Raw genomic sequence first — 15,734 nt, 5'->3', positions numbered from 1 at the left:
AACGGATATGAAAAAATGGTTAATCCCTGTAGGAATCATAGTAGTATTAATCGCTATTATTGCTTTTTGGTCAATTGGAATTAAAAATACTGGTTTGCAAAAAAATCAGGCTGTTAATAAAGAATGGGGAAATGTGAGTACTACTTACCAAAGAAGAAATGACCTTATTGGAAACTTAGTAAACACTGTAAAAGGTGCTGCAGATTTCGAAAAATCAACATTAACCGCTGTAATTGAGGCTCGTGCAAAAGCTACTTCAGTAACTATTGATCCAAGTAATGTAACTCCGGAACAATTAGCGCAATACAACCAGGCGCAAAGTGGTGTATCTTCATCTTTGTCAAGATTGTTAGTTTCTGTTGAACAATATCCAACATTAAAAGCAAACGAAAATTTCTTAAAATTACAAGACGAACTGGCTAGTACTGAAAACCAAATTTTAACAGCAAGAACTCGTTTTAACGAAGCTGTACAAGATTATAACGGTTACGTTCTTGCAATTCCAAATAGCTGGTTTTTAAGCTACAAAGAAAAACCATATTTTGAAGCTGTTGCAGGTGCTGATAAACCGGTTGAAGTAAAATTCTAAGAAAAGAATTTAATCTTTTAGGTAATAATCTAAAATCAATCCCGAGGCTTCGGGACTAAACTCTAAAATAATTTCAATGTCAAAAGTAGAAGATTTTTTATCCAAAGAAGAAGAACAAGATATTGTTGAAGCTATTCGCGTGGCTGAAAAAAATACTTCTGGCGAAATTAGAGTACATATAGAACAAACTACTTCTAAAGTTCCTTTTGACAGGGCTTTAGAAGTTTTTCATGAATTAAAAATGAATGAAACCCAGCAAAAAAATGGGGTTTTATTTTACTTCGCCGTAGCAGATAAAACTTTTGCTATTTGCGGAGACAAGGGTATCAATGATCTTGTTGCATCAGATTTTTGGGATTGTACCAAAGAGGCCATGATTACCCAATTTAAGTCAGGAAACTTTAAACAAGGTATTGTTGATGGCATTTTGAATGCCGGTGAACAATTAAAAAAATACTTTCCGTGGTTTGAAGGTGACACTAACGAATTATCAAACGAAATCTCAAAAGGATAAACAATGAAAATTTCCAAAAACAAAACATCTTATTCAAAAGGACTTTTTCAGTTTACCTTTTTACTAATCGCTTTTTTTACCACCAATTGTATTTTTGCACAATTTACAATTCCGGAAAAACCAAGCTTGCAAACTTCAGTATACGATTATGCCAATATTTTAAGCGCATCTGAAAAAGCTCAGCTTGAAGAAAAACTAATTCGTTATTCAGATTCGACCACAACTCAAATTGTTGTCATTACAATCGAAAGCTTAAAAGGCGAAGATGTTAGCCAGCTGGCGACAAAATGGGGACAAACCTGGGGAATTGGAGGAACTGCAAAAGATGACAATGGTGTTGTTATTTTATTAGCCAAAAACGAAAGAAAAATAGCAATCAATCCCGGATATGGAGTTGAAGACCGTTTGACTGCAGGAATTGGCGGAACAATAATAAGAAATATTATTATTCCTGAATTTAAAGCCGGTAGTTTTTACAACGGACTTGATAAAGGTACGGATGCGATAATCGATGTTTTTAAAGGAAAATTTAAAGGCGAACGCAAACAAGCTAAAGGAAATGATTTTCCTATATTGCCCTTTATTGTTATTGTCGTAATTGTGTTAATTTTACTGTCTCGAAATAAAGGCGGAGGAGGAAACTCAGGCAATAATAGCGGTGGTGGCGGACCAAGCCTGCTCGATGTTATTATTCTAAGTAATCTTGGAAGAAGCAGCGGTGGCGGATTTGGAGGTTTTGGCGGCGGATCATCCGGCGGTGGCGGAGGCTTCGGTGGAGGTTTTGGCGGAGGAGGATTCTCTGGTGGAGGTTCTAGCGGAGGCTGGTAAAACAAAGTCACAGTTTTACTGGCGGTTTTCAGTTTTAAAAAATTTATAATTTACAATTAATAATTCAAGATAGATGTTATCACATAAAGCAAAATACGCCCTTAAGGCCTTACTTTATTTAGCAGAACAAGACGAAAATCACATTTCAAGAACGATAGAAATTGCTGATGGCGCCAATATTCCTAAAAAGTTTTTAGAGCAAATTTTATTAGATCTAAAACGAGGACGTTTTGTGAGCAGTAAGCAGGGAAAATTTGGCGGATATTATCTGATACGCTCCAAAAATGACATTACTTTGGCAGAAATTCACCGTTTATTTGATGGTGCAATTGCGCTTTTACCATGTGCTTCGTTAAACTTTTACGAGCCATGTTCTGATTGTAAAACCGAGGAAGAATGCAGTCTGAGACATGGTCTAATGATCATTCGCGACGAGACTCTTAAAGCAATGCAAGGCATCACAATAGCCTCACTTGTAAAGAAATAAAAAAATATTTCCTAATTCCTAGTAAATCTATAGAATTTACATATATTTGCAAAAAAATCAACAAACCAATTTACAAAATTTAACCAATATGAAAGTAAATTACAATCGATCAGGTGGGTCAAAAAATCTTTTGCAAAGAAACCAAAATCTTCAATTCACTACTGTGAAAAACAATTCTTCTATGATGTGTATGTGCTGGTAAAATTTTTTTTAATTTAAATTCTACTAATCACATATACTTAATATAAAAATGAAAAATTCTATAAAAAATATACTTACAGTACTATCTATTTTAACTTTCTCTGTATCATTTGCGCAAAACATTGAAGGTGTAGTTAAAACGAGTGAAAACACGCCTCTTGAAGCTGTTAACGTTGTTGTTAAAGGAACCACTACTAACACCACTACTGATAGCGACGGAAGATTTACAATCAATAGTAAAGGAAAACTTCCTTTAACCATTTTGGTTCAATATGTAGGCTACAAAACTACAGAAATCGAACTTACAGATTTACCAACTGCTCCATTACAAGTAACTCTTAGAGAAGAAAATGAACTTATTGAAGTTGTGGTTTCTTCACGACGCAGAATAGAAAAAGTTCAGGATGTGCCAATTGCAATATCTGTTATTACGGGTAAACAAGCAGAACAAACAGGAGCTTTTAACGTAAATCGTATTAAAGAATTAGTTCCTTCAGTACAATTGTATTCTTCTAACCCTAGAAATACCGGAATCAACATTCGTAGTCTTGGTTCTCCTTTTGGACTTACTAATGACGGAATCGATCCTGGAGTTGGTTTTTATGTAGACGGTGTTTATTATGCACGTCCGGCTGCTACTACTTTAGACTTTATTGATGTTGAACAAATAGAAGTTTTACGTGGACCACAGGGATCTTTGTTTGGAAAAAACACAACATCGGGTGCGTTTAACATTACAACACGTAAACCAAGTTTTACTTCTGGAGCTGATTTTGAAGTAAGCTACGGAAACTACAATTTTCTACAAGCTAAAGCATCTGTAACAGGAGCTTTAGGTAAAAAAGTTGCTGGTCGTTTATCTTTCTCTGGTACACAACGTGATGGTCTTATCGACAACGTTGCTACAGGAAGACCAACAAATACTTTAAACAATCAGGGAATTAGAGGTCAATTGCTTTGGACTCCATCAGTAAATACAAACATTATATTAGCAGCAGATATTACAACACAACGTCCTGACGGATATGCTCAGGTTGTTGCAGGTGTTGCGCCAACGCAAAGAGCTGCTTACCGTCAGTTTGATGCTATTATTAAAGACTTAAACTACCAATTACCAAGTTTAAATGCTTTTGACCGTAAAATAGATCATGATACTCCATGGCGTTCAGGACAAGATATGGGTGGTATCTCTCTTAATATCGATACAAAAATTGGTACAGGAACACTTACTTCGACTACAGCCTGGAGATTCTGGAACTGGGATCCATCAAATGACAGGGATTTTACAGGATTACAAGTTTTGGCTAAATCTCAAAACCCAACAAGACAAACACAATTTACACAAGAAGTTCGTTACGCTGGTCAGCTTACAGAAAAAATTAGTGGTGTTGTAGGTGTATTCTTTATCGATCAGACTTCTCAAACAGACGGTACAGAAGAATCTGGTAATGCTCAATGGAGATTTGCTCAAAGTACAACCAGTCCTTTATGGAAAACTCCGGGACTATTTGAAGGATACGGAATTAAAACTGACGCTAACATCAGATCTTCGAGTGCGGCAGTATTTGGTCAGATTGACTGGGCTATTACAGATCGTCTCCACATTTTACCAGGTTTAAGATATAATTTTGATAAAAAAGACGCGCATTATGCCCGTACAACATACGGAGGTCTTCAAACCACTGATCCTGCATTATTAGCTTTGAAAAAACTAGTATATTCTGATCAGGCATTTGATTCTAGTACTGACAATACTGACTTTTCCGGAAACTTAACGTTGACTTATAAAGCTTCAGACAAAATTAATGCTTATGCTACTTATGCAAAAAGTTACAAACCGGTTGGTGTAAACGTAGCGGGACTTCCTACTGATGCAAAAGGTGCTCCGTTATTAGATCTTGCTGTAATTAAACCAGAGAAAGTAAATCATTACGAGGTAGGAATTAAAACTTCTCCGTTTAGAAATTCAGTATTCAACCTTGCTTTCTTTAATACAGAAATAAAAGATTTTCAAACTAACGTTCAGGCAGCTGAATTGGGTGTAAACCGTGGATATCTTGCCAATGCTGATAAAGTACGTGTAAGAGGTGCTGAACTTGATGCAAGCTTTGTTATCAGCCAGAACCTAACTATAAATGGTGCTGCAACATATACAGAAGGTACATACGTTAAATTTACAAATGCACCACTTCCATTAGAAGAAACAGGAGCTCCGGTAGCATTCAAGGATGTTTCAGGAACTGATTTACCAGGTGCTTCAAAATGGGCAGGATCTTTAGGAGGTGAATATTCTAATAGTGCAAAATTCTTCGGAAACGCAGGAAAAGCTTTTATTGCATTAGATTCTTACGCTCGTTCTGAATTTTCATCAAGTCCATCAGCTTCAAAATATTTAGTTGTACCGGGTTATGCTATTTTTAATGCTCGTATAGGTTTCCGCGCTTCGCAAGGTTTATCTATTCACTTCTGGGGACGTAACCTTTTAAACAAAGATTACTATGAGCAATTATTACCGGCAGGTGGAAACACAGGACAATATGCTGGAGTAATTGGTGATCAAAGAACTTACGGAGTTACTCTTAAGTATTCGCTATAATCACAATTAGTTAGTTTCAATACATGAAACGAGATAGGTTTTTAAAATCTATCTCGTTTTTTTTATTTTAGATTTTTAGAGGGTATATTTTAGATTTTTCTGAAAGTTGAGATTTCTTGTTCTTCTAAATAAAACTCCACGAAATATTATTATGAAAATGAATGTCCTAGCCCCGATAGAAGTGGAAATCCTTTTGTGGCGGCGTTCGCCACAAAAGATTGGAACGAATAGCGGGATTAGCTCCCAAAAAAAAATATTTTTATCCTTAGCAATCGAAATAATAAATAGTATAGGATAATTGATATTAATAAAAAAGACGCACTGCTGTGCGTCTCTACGTAAAACCTTTGAACCTTTGTCCCTTTGAACCTCTGAACCTTTTCTAATCCATCCTCTGTCTTCTCTTCCCTCCTTTTTCAGTACCTGCAAAATTTCCTATTTTATAACTTACAGAAAACATTACGTAACGCTTCAGTACAGTATTTTCTTCATCACGAATAGACGTTGCAGAGATAGTTCTTGTAGCGCTTTGATTTTGGTTTAAAACATCATACACTTTTACTTTGGCGTAGACTTTTTTATCGAAAAATCCATAAGACAAACTGGTATTCCATAAATAAAAATCTTTTTTGAAATTGCTGGAAATACTGGAATTATAAGTGTATCCAAAATCATTTCCAAAGATTAAATTCTCCGGCCAATAACTAGTGGTTTGCAAATTGATTCTGTGCACTACATTTGAACTGGCAGCTCTTGACGAATTTTCATAATTGGTCTGATTGTACGATAAACTATAAGAAGGCGAAATAATAAGAAGTTCTCCGTATTCGTAAGTCAAATTTACTTTTGGCGTTACAGCTGTAGATTTTGCATTGTACAAAACAGCATTTGTAAAACCTTTATCGAAGGCATAACTACCGTTTAACCCAAAACCATAGCGTAAAACATGGGCGTCTCTTTTTATTGACTGATTCCAGTTTCCTCCAATTGTCGCGATATAAGTTCCTGAAATATTCACATAAGTTGTAGTTCTTTTTCCGCTATCATCATAAATCGAAGTAGAAACTACGTCGTTATTATAATAATCACCTTTTACAAACAAATTATAACCGGAACGTGTGCGGAAATCATAATTTCTAAAACTAAAATTAGCGCTATTTTTTTCGATAGGATTCAAATTAGGATTTCCTGTTATGGTATTTAACGGATTGGTTAAATTGAGAACCGGCAGTAACTGAACCGCTGTAGGAAGCGTATTTGAATAATTGTATTTGAATGATAAATTCTTAGAACGGCTAAACTTATATCGTATCTGAAAGTCTCCGTAGGGCAATGCATATCGTTTGTTTAAATCAGTTGCTTTATCAAGATATAATGAATGATTATCAAACTCTACAATGGCTGTGCTCGAATTCAGGTTGACTGTATATTTACTCTTTTGCCAGGTTATTCCAATTTTCGGACTGAACGAATTTTGTTTTGATGTTGTATAATTGGTCAACGATTCATTAAGATCTGAATACGATTGTGTTCCTCCATCAAAATCGAATGTTTTTGCATCTTTTATTTCTTTGCTCCAATCAAAATTAGATCCAAATCTTATTCTTAAAGAATCTGTTACCGGCTCTGTATATTCAAGCGCAAGCGAATAAGTGTCGTTGCTATTATTGTTTATACTTTTCTGATTTCTATCATCATTGGGTTTGCTATCCTGATAAAAAATAGTTTGAGAGACATTTTGTGCTTCAGAGTCTGTATTGGTGCTATTACCATCAAAGAAAAGATTAAAATTACGAGCCTCTTTCTTAAAAGATTTATTGAAGTTTATCGTGTTTCCTAAACTCGTATTCGTACTTTCTGAATAGGATTTAGCAGTGCTTTCATTCAGAGAGTTTCCGTTTTCATCTTCAGAGAAACTTGACGAAGACGTATTACTATTCGATCGGGATTGATTCACTTTTGGAGAAATCACCAAGCGAGTTGACGGATTAATTTTATATTCTAATTCAAAATTTGCGTTATTTCCAGTATTTTCATTTCTTGTTTTAGAATCAGATGAAGTGGCAATATTTCCGGTTGGTAAAAAACTAACCTGATCAGACTTACTATCGTTATTATTAATGGAATTCGAAAAATTATAACTTCCCATTGCCATCAATTTTTCGGTCCAGTCATCAGAATAATTAAGCCCTACCAAATTAGATTGCGTAATACCTTTACCGCCGCCGGAGCCGCCACTATTCCCTTTTGCATTTCGGCCGCCTCCCATATTATCAAATACCTCATCCATCGCAAAACCGGTAGAATTAATATTATTAGATGATGCTAAAACGCTTATTTTTTGTTTGTTATTGAAAAAATTCAAAAGCAAACTGCTTTCATATCGATCATCAGATCCATATCCTCCCAGAATTTTACCAAAATACCCCTTGTTTTTCTTTTCATCAATCGTGATATTAATGCTCGAATAATCTGAAGTCGATTCCTGTTTTGAAAGTTCTTCTTTTTTGGTTTTAAAATCAGAAACCTGAATTTTTTTGATAATTTCTGCCGGAAGATTCTTTAAAGCAATGGCACCGTCTTTATCAAAAAAAGTTTTTCCGTTTACCAAAACCTGGTTTACTTCCCGCCCGTTTACAGTTACTTTTCCATCAGTTCCTACATCAAAACCAGGCAATTGTTTTAGTAAAGTTTCTACATTCGAATCTGGCCTTACTTTGTACGAAGCAGCATTAAACTCCAGAGTATCTTTTTTGATGGTAATAGGCGGAGCTTCACTTTTTATAACCACGTTATCTAAAGCATTTGCAGCCTCAAGCAAATATAATTTGCCAAAATCTTTACTTTCAAGAAGACCTTTTTCTTCTTCAAAATAAGGCTGATAACCCATATAATTTACCTTCAGAAAAACAGGCTTATCGTATTTTTTGGTTTTAATGCTAAAAGATCCGTTTTTATCGGTTGTAGCATATTCAATTACTGTAGAATCTTTTACGGTTGTAAAATAAACTGTTGCCAGTTCCAGTGGTAATTGCGTATTAATATCGACAACGGTTCCTTTAATAACAATGTCGTTCTGGGCATTTGCCGAATAACAAAAGAGAGAAAAAAGTATAAAATAATAAATTTTGGTCATAAAATGGTTGGTTAGAAATAGTTAGACGCCAATAGCGTCAAATGGTTTAATGGCAAGTTCAACATTTACTCAAACAGTGTGCCATTAAAGCCAACAAAAACTTTTTCTAATGATAAAATGCATAAAAAAAGTCCCCATTTCTGAGGACTTTTACTTTTATTTTTCTCTGATATAAATATCGATCGGCACTCCTGAAAAGTCCCAATTTTCTCTAATTTTATTTTCAAGGTATCTCTTATATGGTTCCTTAACATATTGTGGCATGTTGGCAAAAAACACAAACTGAGGCGTTTGAGTTGGCAACTGCATACAATATTTAATTTTTACATATTTACCTTTTGTTGCTGGCGGCGGATAAGCTTCGATCACCTTCAACATAAATTCGTTGAATTTAGAAGTTGGTATTCTTTGTTTTCTATTTTCAAAAACTGTAACTGTAGCTTCTAATGCTTTCAATAAACGTTGTTTCGTTAAAGCCGAAACGAACAAAATTGGCACATCAGTAAAAGGCATTAATTCTTTTTTGATTTTCTCTTCGTAATCACGAGTCGACATGGTATCTTTTTCTACCAAATCCCATTTGTTCACTAAGATTACAACACCTTTACGGTTTTTCTCTGCCAGCCAGAAGATACTTTGATCCTGACCTTCAAATCCACGGGTTGCATCGATAACCAAGATACAAATATCTGCATGCTCAATCGCACGAACCGAACGCATTACAGAGTAAAATTCTAAATCTTCCTTCACTTTTGCTTTACGACGGATTCCCGCAGTATCAACAAGATTAAATTCAAAACCAAAACGGTCAAATTTAGTATCAATTGCATCACGAGTTGTACCCGCGATATCCGTTACAATATATCTGTCTTTACCAATAAGCGCGTTAATAAAACTAGATTTACCAGCATTTGGACGTCCTACAACTGCAAAACGAGGCAATTCAGCCACTTCTTCAACTGGCTCTTTTTCAGGAAAAGCATCGATTAATGCATCTAATAAATCTCCTGTTCCGCTACCTGAAATACTTGCAAACGTAAAATAATCTCCTAAACCAAGATTATAAAACTCAATTGCATCTTTCTCACGCATTGCATTATCTACTTTATTTACAGCCAATAAAACAGGCTTAGTTACTTTACGCAACAATTTTGCCACCGTTTCATCCATTGGTGTAATACCTTCTTCTACATCAACTACAAAAATAATAACATCAGCCTCATCGATAGCAAGCTCTACTTGTTTACGAATTTCACCTTCAAATACGTCATCAGAACCGCGAACATATCCACCGGTATCAATTACAGAAAACTCTTTTCCGTTCCACTCGCTTTTACCGTAGTTTCTATCTCTGGTAACTCCAGAAACCGAATCTACAATAGCTTCTCTTCTTTGTATCAGCCTATTAAAAAGGGTTGATTTCCCTACATTAGGTCTTCCTACTATCGCAACAATGTTATTCATTTTTTTGAATTTTAGATTTTAGATTCCAAATTTTAGATTTAAAAACCTAATCACTTGTTATCCAAAATGCTTTATTTTAATTTTTTGCAAAGGTAGTTAAAAAAGTGACTAAGTCGCTAAGTTTCTAAGTACCTAAGTTTTTTATTATTTTTCCTGTTATTTCAGCCTGTTTTTCAGGAGCTGTTTCCTGCTATCCGTTACAATCTTTTGTGTCGCTAAAGAAGCGCCACAAAAGGATTTCCACTTCTATCAGGGCTAGGGCTTCAGACTTACAAGAACTTCAGTCAATATCAAAAATCACAATTTTGTATCATCTAAAAATTCATTTATCAGCCTGATTACAAACCTTTAAACTTCTTGATTTTTAATAATTGTTTTTAAATTATTTACACTTTTCATAAATGTATTGAGGTCTTGCTCCCATTCTGTAAGAACTAAAATCGCCTTTATTCGATAACTTCAAAGTAAACCCTTCCTCTTCATCTGAATTAAAAAACTTAATATCCCGAATTTTAATTTTACCCGAAATAACATTTACAGGACCTATTTTATAATTACTAAACGGAAAAGGTTTATCGCCAAAATCCCAGTATATCAGTTCTTTTTTATCAAAATCAACGTATGCCTTATTCTCTACATCACAAAATCTTCTGTTATGCGATAAAAATTCTTCGACTTGCGCTTCTGTATCTATTGGCACAAACTCTTTTTCCGGGTCTGTGTACAAGACATCATCTACAACATCCTGAGTAATGCCCTCCAAATGTTTGTTGTTTTTATAAATACCAAAATACAATGTCAAAACCTTGCTTTTATCTTTCGACATTACATCGGCTCTGTAATTGCATATTTTTTCAAGCTTCCGAAAAGGCTTTTTATCTTCATCTGACCGATTACTATACGTATCATCAAAATCATCCAGACGGAATTTATTCTGATAATTCACATAATAAAAACCCGTCTTTTTAAATTCTCCATCACCCAGATATTCAGGAAATTTTTCAAATTCTACATTATCATAGATTTTAAAATCAAACCATTCAATCCAGTCATCAATTTTATTCGGAAAACTTAAAATAGGATAATAACCATCTTTTACAAATATGGCCAATCCATCGTTTTTATCAATAAACTTATTAATATTCGCAGCTTTATTGGTATTGAATTGCTTTATGAATTCACTTAAAAACAATCTCACTTCTTTATCAGAACAAGCCGTTGTATCAAAAACTACAGAGTCTTTTTGTACAATAGCTTCCGTTTTTTTGATTTCAGGTTGAGCTGGAACTGCTTTTTCCTTCGAACCAAAAAAGTAATTTATACCCACTATTAATATAAGTCCGCAACATATTGGTATTGAATACTTCGTTGAAACCTGCATAAATTACTATTTTGATGTTTTGGAAAATTTATTGGTTGTAACCAAAACGTTTCAACATATTGGCGTTGCTTCTCCAGTTTTTATTCACTTTTACAACCAATTCAATATGAATTTGTTTTCCAAAGAATTTCTCCAGATCGGCACGAGCCTCAGTTCCTACTTTTTTCAGAGCTGCACCTTTATGTCCAATGATGATTCCTTTTTGCGTTTCGCGCTCTACCATAATGATCGAACGGATTCTGATGATATTTTCGTCTTCAAAAAATTCTTCTGTTACGATTTCAACCGCATACGGAATCTCTTTACTGTAATTCAATAAGATTTTTTCACGAATCGTTTCGTTTACGAAAAAACGTTCCGGTTTGTCCGTCAATTGATCTTTTGGATAATAGGCAGGAGATTCTGGCAACAATTCGATAATTCTTCCAAAAACTTCCGGTACATTAAAATTCTGTAAAGCCGAGATTGGGAAAATTTCAGCATTTGGCACTTTTGCAGTCCAGAATGCTACTTGCTCTTCTAATTGTTCCTGATTTGAGTTGTCGATTTTATTCAACAATAATAAAACCGGAATTTTTGCGTGGATGATTTTATTAAAGAAAGCTTCATCTTTTAAATCCTGCTCTCCTATTTCGACCATATAAACTAGTATATCAGCATCTTCAAAAGCCGATTTTACAAAGTTCATCATCGATTCCTGCATCTCATAGGCTGGTTTGATGATTCCGGGAGTATCCGATAATATAAGTTGAAAATCCTCACCATTCACGATTCCAAGAATACGGTGACGAGTTGTTTGTGCTTTTGATGTAATGATGGATAATCTTTCTCCAACAAAGGCGTTCATCAATGTTGATTTTCCAACGTTTGGATTCCCGATGATGTTTACAAAACCTGCTTTATGTGACATTTGTGTATTATTTAATTTGCAAAGGTAGTCATATCAACTCAATACAGAAAATAAAACATTTTTTAAAGTTTTCGTTGGATTTCTTAAAAATCGGCGTATCTTTGCACCCGAAACATCGCGGGATAGAGCAGTAGGCAGCTCGTCGGGCTCATAACCCGAAGGTCACAGGTTCGAGTCCTGTTCCCGCTACTAAGAGAAAAAGCTTCAGAGAAATCTGAAGCTTTTTTTGTTTATATTACTTTTATAATTAAAATATTTAGATTGGGGTGCACATTCATCAAAAACAATAAACAAAATGGAAGTAGCATTCCTTTTGAAGGGAATTGTTGGTTTTAACAAACAAGACAAAAATATGTAACAGAATGAAAATGGCTATTCCATCATTCATTTCCTTTCATATTATCAGCCTTTTCCAGGTTTGTAAATGTTGCAAGAAATTCATATTTTATATTTGGGAAGTGGTCAAACCAAATTTTTCTTTGAACGATGCATAAAAATGTGATAGGTTTTCAAAGCCTAAGTCCAAATAAAAATCGGCTGGTTTTTGCTTCTTGTGCTTAATTAAATAATGGGCCTCGTCTAAGCGTTTTGCCAACAACCATTGTTTTGGGGAAGCATTAAAAATTTTCGAAAAATCACGTTTAAATCCCGCAAGACTTCTCCCAGTAAGTTTTGCGAAAGATGACACTGAAACATTAAACATATAATTTTGATTCATAAACTCTTCTAAATCTATTTTGTAAGGTTCGGAAAAATCGAATAAAATTTGTTTAAAATCAGGGTTGCTTTGTAGCAATAATTCTATCGCTTCCCTTATTTTTAAATCTGCCAATCGTGAATTTGCTTCTTTGGTCTTATTGATATAGGGGGCTAATGAACTGAAATAATTTTGAAGAAAATCATCGGGTTCAAAAAACATTTTCTGTTTCCCAGTATATTTTTTGTCAATCACAATTTTGTTTTCTAAGGCGTATTGTTGCAAGGTTTCCTTGTCCAACGTGATAGACAAAAACTGGTATTTTCCTGATTTTGCAGGATATTTAATTGTTCTTATCAATTGGTTTTTCTGAACCAATACGATAGTGTTTTCAGAAATTACCGTATTTCCATCTGCGTGAAAAGCATGTGTTTCACCCGATAGTTGAAATCCTAAAAAATGTTCGGGTATGAATTCTTCATTTCCTCTGTGCTTTTCAAAAACACAGGAATAGACCAACTTATCAAAAATGATTTCACGCTTTCCTTCCATACTACAAATATCTTAAAATTAATTGAGCAAAACCGCTCCTGCACTTGCAATTTCTTTATCCTGTTCTGGTGAACCACCCGAAGATGCAATAGCACCGATGATTTTGCCTTCTTTGTTTTTAATAACAACGCCACCAGCAATGGTCAATAATCCGTCGTTTGAATTCAACATTCCGTAGCCGTGAATGTCTGCTCCAGAAATGATTGTTCCCATTATATCACTATCTACGCCAAACATAACTGCAGTTCTGGCTTTTTTTAAGGCGAATTCTATCACGCCAAAAACGCTATCTAATCTTGCAAATGCAACCAAATGTCCGCCCGTATCTACAACTGCAATGCTTACAGGAATGTTTAGTTTTTTTGCTTTTTCGATGGAGGCATTCAATGCTCTAGTTGCTTCCTTATAGTGTATATTCATTTTTTTTAAAATTTAAATTAATTACAAAAAGAAAGCACAGTTTTTTGAACTGTACTTTCTGATTTTTTTTTAGCTTTTTGCCGTCCAAGCATCTACTTGTAATTGTTTTACAAAATCTTCGGTTTCTTTTGGATGTACATTTCTGAAGTTTGAATTTTCATCTAAGACCACATCAACTATACAATCTGCCATTGATTGCGGGTTTAATTGATTTGCCAAAGCTTCGGCAGTATCGTCGAATGCAGATGAAGGTGTGAAATTGATTTCGGGATTATACCAACGGTTGATAGTATCAACGCCACGGTCGTTAAAACCTGTTCCAAAAATACCTGGATTGCAAGTTGCAATTTTTATATTGAAAGGTGCTAATTCTGTTTTCAAACCTTCGGCAATTGAACCCATTGCGTGTTTAGATGCGCAATATGCGGCAACGTAAGGAACCGTCCATAATTCGCCCATAGAAGTGGTAAAAACAATTTTTCCTGGTCTTTTTTCTTCAATAAATTTCTTGATAAAACCTTGAGCCAAGTGCAATCCGCCAAAAACATTTACATCAAACATCGAACGGATTAAATCTAAAGGTTGCTCGGCAATCGGTCCGGCTTCCATAATTCCAGCGTTGCTGATTAAAATATCAATATCATATTTCTGTGTAATGTAAGCGATGTCTGTGGTGTTGGTTACATCCAATTTATCAACGATCATTTCTATTCCTTGCTCTTTTGCTTCTCTTATCAAGTCGCTCATTTGCGGATAAACTTGTGCCGTTGCAATTACTTTGTGTCCTTTCTTTGCTAAATCAAATGCAGCAATTTTCCCGAAACCACTTGCAGCACCTGTAATTAAAATTGTCTTGCTCATATTTTCAATATTTAAAAGTTATAGAGCAAAATTGAACTAATTAGCGATGAAATTAATTTCTGAGAAGCTCAAATTTGTATTGGTGGGAGGCTCTATAAAATGTAAAACTGAAGTTAGGGCGTCCGTTTTTTTTTTACAGCCAACAAGTATATATCACTAACGACATCAAAAATATCACTCCAAAGTTGGTTAGATATTTTTGATAAAAGTCGGAATTTATTGTTTTAATATGTACACAGTTTCTAGTCCTGTTCCCGCTACTAAGAGAAAAAGCTTCAGAAAAATCCGAAGCTTTTTTTGTTATATTTGATTTTATAAAAAAACACTTACTATCCTTTTATTCAATACATATTTCAAGTACGAATCTAAAAGGCTATTTTTAAAAAAGTCTTTACCGAGTTAAGGGAAACAAAATAAAAATGAGGATTTACAGAATATACTTTTTACTGCTTGTTTTAAACATTTTGATGTTGCCCATTATCTTACTATTTACAGGATACAAACAGTATTCTTATTTTACTAATGAATACGAAACCAAGATCATGAGGGTCGAAAAATGTACTAGCGGTTCGAATTCAAAAAGAAAATCTGTTAGTATAGAAGGCAAAATAAATCATCAGGAAGCATCTTTTGGATTATTTGATGATGATGCTTATGATTTTCTTTCCTATTTAAGTGATTCACAGCAGGAAGATTTCCAAAACGTTGATTACAATAATTTAAAACCTCTAAAATTAGATATAAGAGTTGTTCAGTTTGGCGATTCAAAAAATGTAATGTACATCAAGAAAAACCAAACGGCAGAAGAAGCTCTGAAAACAAATTTAGTTCCCTGGATTGTAATTGAAAGTGTCTTTGTTGGTTTATTATTACTATTCTATTGTTTAAAAAACACGCAAAAACCGCATGAAAACACGTAAAAATATTCTTTCAAAACAAAAAATCATCAATTTTTACTAAAAATAATTATTTCAGTAAAAGAGCAAAAAATCTTCTTTTACGCATAAAACAACCAATTATTAATCAAACAAATACACATTACTTAACAAAAAATATTTACGGTTGATTATTTCTAAACTTTCTGATTTTAGAAAAACG

13 protein-coding genes and 1 tRNA gene are annotated in these 15,734 nt (G+C 34.3%); 7 read left to right on the top strand and 7 right to left on the bottom strand.

Going from position 1 to position 15,734, the window contains the following annotated elements:
• Positions 1 to 7 precede the first annotated feature (7 nt).
• The 5 genes from L0669_RS09930 to L0669_RS09910 all read left to right on the top strand — a co-directional run bounded on the left by L0669_RS09930 (position 8) and on the right by L0669_RS09910 (position 5,215).
• Positions 8 to 589: a LemA family protein gene (locus tag L0669_RS09930; protein ID WP_074659903.1), complete on the top strand. Its 582-nt coding sequence runs from the start codon at positions 8 to 10 to the stop codon at positions 587 to 589.
• A gap of 76 nt (positions 590 to 665) precedes the next feature.
• Positions 666 to 1,103 carry a TPM domain-containing protein gene (locus L0669_RS09925; protein WP_263763151.1) on the top strand — a complete coding sequence of 146 codons (438 nt, stop codon included), beginning with the start codon at positions 666 to 668 and terminating at the stop codon, positions 1,101 to 1,103.
• A gap of 3 nt (positions 1,104 to 1,106) precedes the next feature.
• On the top strand, positions 1,107 to 1,931 hold the full coding sequence (locus L0669_RS09920) for a TPM domain-containing protein (RefSeq protein ID WP_263763149.1): 825 nt from the start codon (positions 1,107 to 1,109) through the stop codon (positions 1,929 to 1,931).
• 73 nt (positions 1,932 to 2,004) lie between these two features.
• Positions 2,005 to 2,418 carry an RrF2 family transcriptional regulator gene (locus tag L0669_RS09915; RefSeq protein WP_041517419.1) on the top strand — a complete coding sequence of 138 codons (414 nt, stop codon included), beginning with the start codon at positions 2,005 to 2,007 and terminating at the stop codon, positions 2,416 to 2,418.
• A gap of 250 nt (positions 2,419 to 2,668) precedes the next feature.
• Entirely contained in the window at positions 2,669 to 5,215 is a 2,547-nt protein-coding gene (locus L0669_RS09910) for a TonB-dependent receptor (protein WP_263763147.1), read from the top strand.
• Positions 5,216 to 5,597: 382 nt separating this feature from the next.
• On the opposite strand, the gene L0669_RS09905 is transcribed toward L0669_RS09910, so the two are convergent.
• The 4 genes from L0669_RS09905 to era all read right to left on the bottom strand — a co-directional run bounded on the left by L0669_RS09905 (position 5,598) and on the right by era (position 12,106).
• Complete coding sequence (locus L0669_RS09905) at positions 5,598 to 8,351, bottom strand: outer membrane beta-barrel protein (protein WP_263763146.1); 2,754 nt, start codon at positions 8,349 to 8,351, stop codon at positions 5,598 to 5,600.
• A 156-nt stretch (positions 8,352 to 8,507) separates the two neighbouring features.
• Positions 8,508 to 9,815 carry a ribosome biogenesis GTPase Der gene (der, locus tag L0669_RS09900; protein ID WP_173972412.1) on the bottom strand — a complete coding sequence of 436 codons (1,308 nt, stop codon included), beginning with the start codon at positions 9,813 to 9,815 and terminating at the stop codon, positions 8,508 to 8,510.
• Between the two features lie 382 nt (positions 9,816 to 10,197).
• The gene (locus L0669_RS09895) at positions 10,198 to 11,196 is read right to left on the bottom strand and encodes a hypothetical protein (protein WP_263763144.1); all 999 of its coding nucleotides are present in this window, start codon (positions 11,194 to 11,196) and stop codon (positions 10,198 to 10,200) included.
• 28 nt (positions 11,197 to 11,224) lie between these two features.
• Positions 11,225 to 12,106, bottom strand: coding sequence for a GTPase Era (era, locus tag L0669_RS09890; RefSeq protein WP_041517423.1), 882 nt, complete (start codon positions 12,104 to 12,106; stop codon positions 11,225 to 11,227).
• Positions 12,107 to 12,222: 116 nt separating this feature from the next.
• On the opposite strand from era, the gene L0669_RS09885 reads away from it, so the two are divergent.
• Positions 12,223 to 12,295, top strand: a tRNA-Met gene (locus tag L0669_RS09885).
• 256 nt (positions 12,296 to 12,551) lie between these two features.
• On the opposite strand, the gene L0669_RS09880 is transcribed toward L0669_RS09885, so the two are convergent.
• The 3 genes from L0669_RS09880 to L0669_RS09870 form a co-directional block, all read right to left on the bottom strand.
• Positions 12,552 to 13,355: a helix-turn-helix domain-containing protein gene (locus tag L0669_RS09880; protein ID WP_263763142.1), complete on the bottom strand. Its 804-nt coding sequence runs from the start codon at positions 13,353 to 13,355 to the stop codon at positions 12,552 to 12,554.
• Between the two features lie 18 nt (positions 13,356 to 13,373).
• Positions 13,374 to 13,775 carry a GlcG/HbpS family heme-binding protein gene (locus tag L0669_RS09875; protein WP_263763140.1) on the bottom strand — a complete coding sequence of 134 codons (402 nt, stop codon included), beginning with the start codon at positions 13,773 to 13,775 and terminating at the stop codon, positions 13,374 to 13,376.
• A gap of 69 nt (positions 13,776 to 13,844) precedes the next feature.
• Positions 13,845 to 14,636 (bottom strand): SDR family oxidoreductase, encoded by a 792-nt coding sequence (locus L0669_RS09870; protein ID WP_263763138.1) that lies wholly within the window; start codon positions 14,634 to 14,636, stop codon positions 13,845 to 13,847.
• A 467-nt stretch (positions 14,637 to 15,103) separates the two neighbouring features.
• Between L0669_RS09870 and L0669_RS09865 the strand changes: the two genes are divergently transcribed.
• On the top strand, positions 15,104 to 15,556 hold the full coding sequence (locus tag L0669_RS09865) for a hypothetical protein (RefSeq protein ID WP_263763136.1): 453 nt from the start codon (positions 15,104 to 15,106) through the stop codon (positions 15,554 to 15,556).
• Positions 15,557 to 15,734: the final 178 nt, after the last annotated feature.

This window comes from Flavobacterium bizetiae, from assembly GCF_024271895.1.
Classification (GTDB): domain Bacteria; phylum Bacteroidota; class Bacteroidia; order Flavobacteriales; family Flavobacteriaceae; genus Flavobacterium; species Flavobacterium bizetiae.
This window is presented reverse-complemented; position numbering and strand designations above follow the sequence as displayed.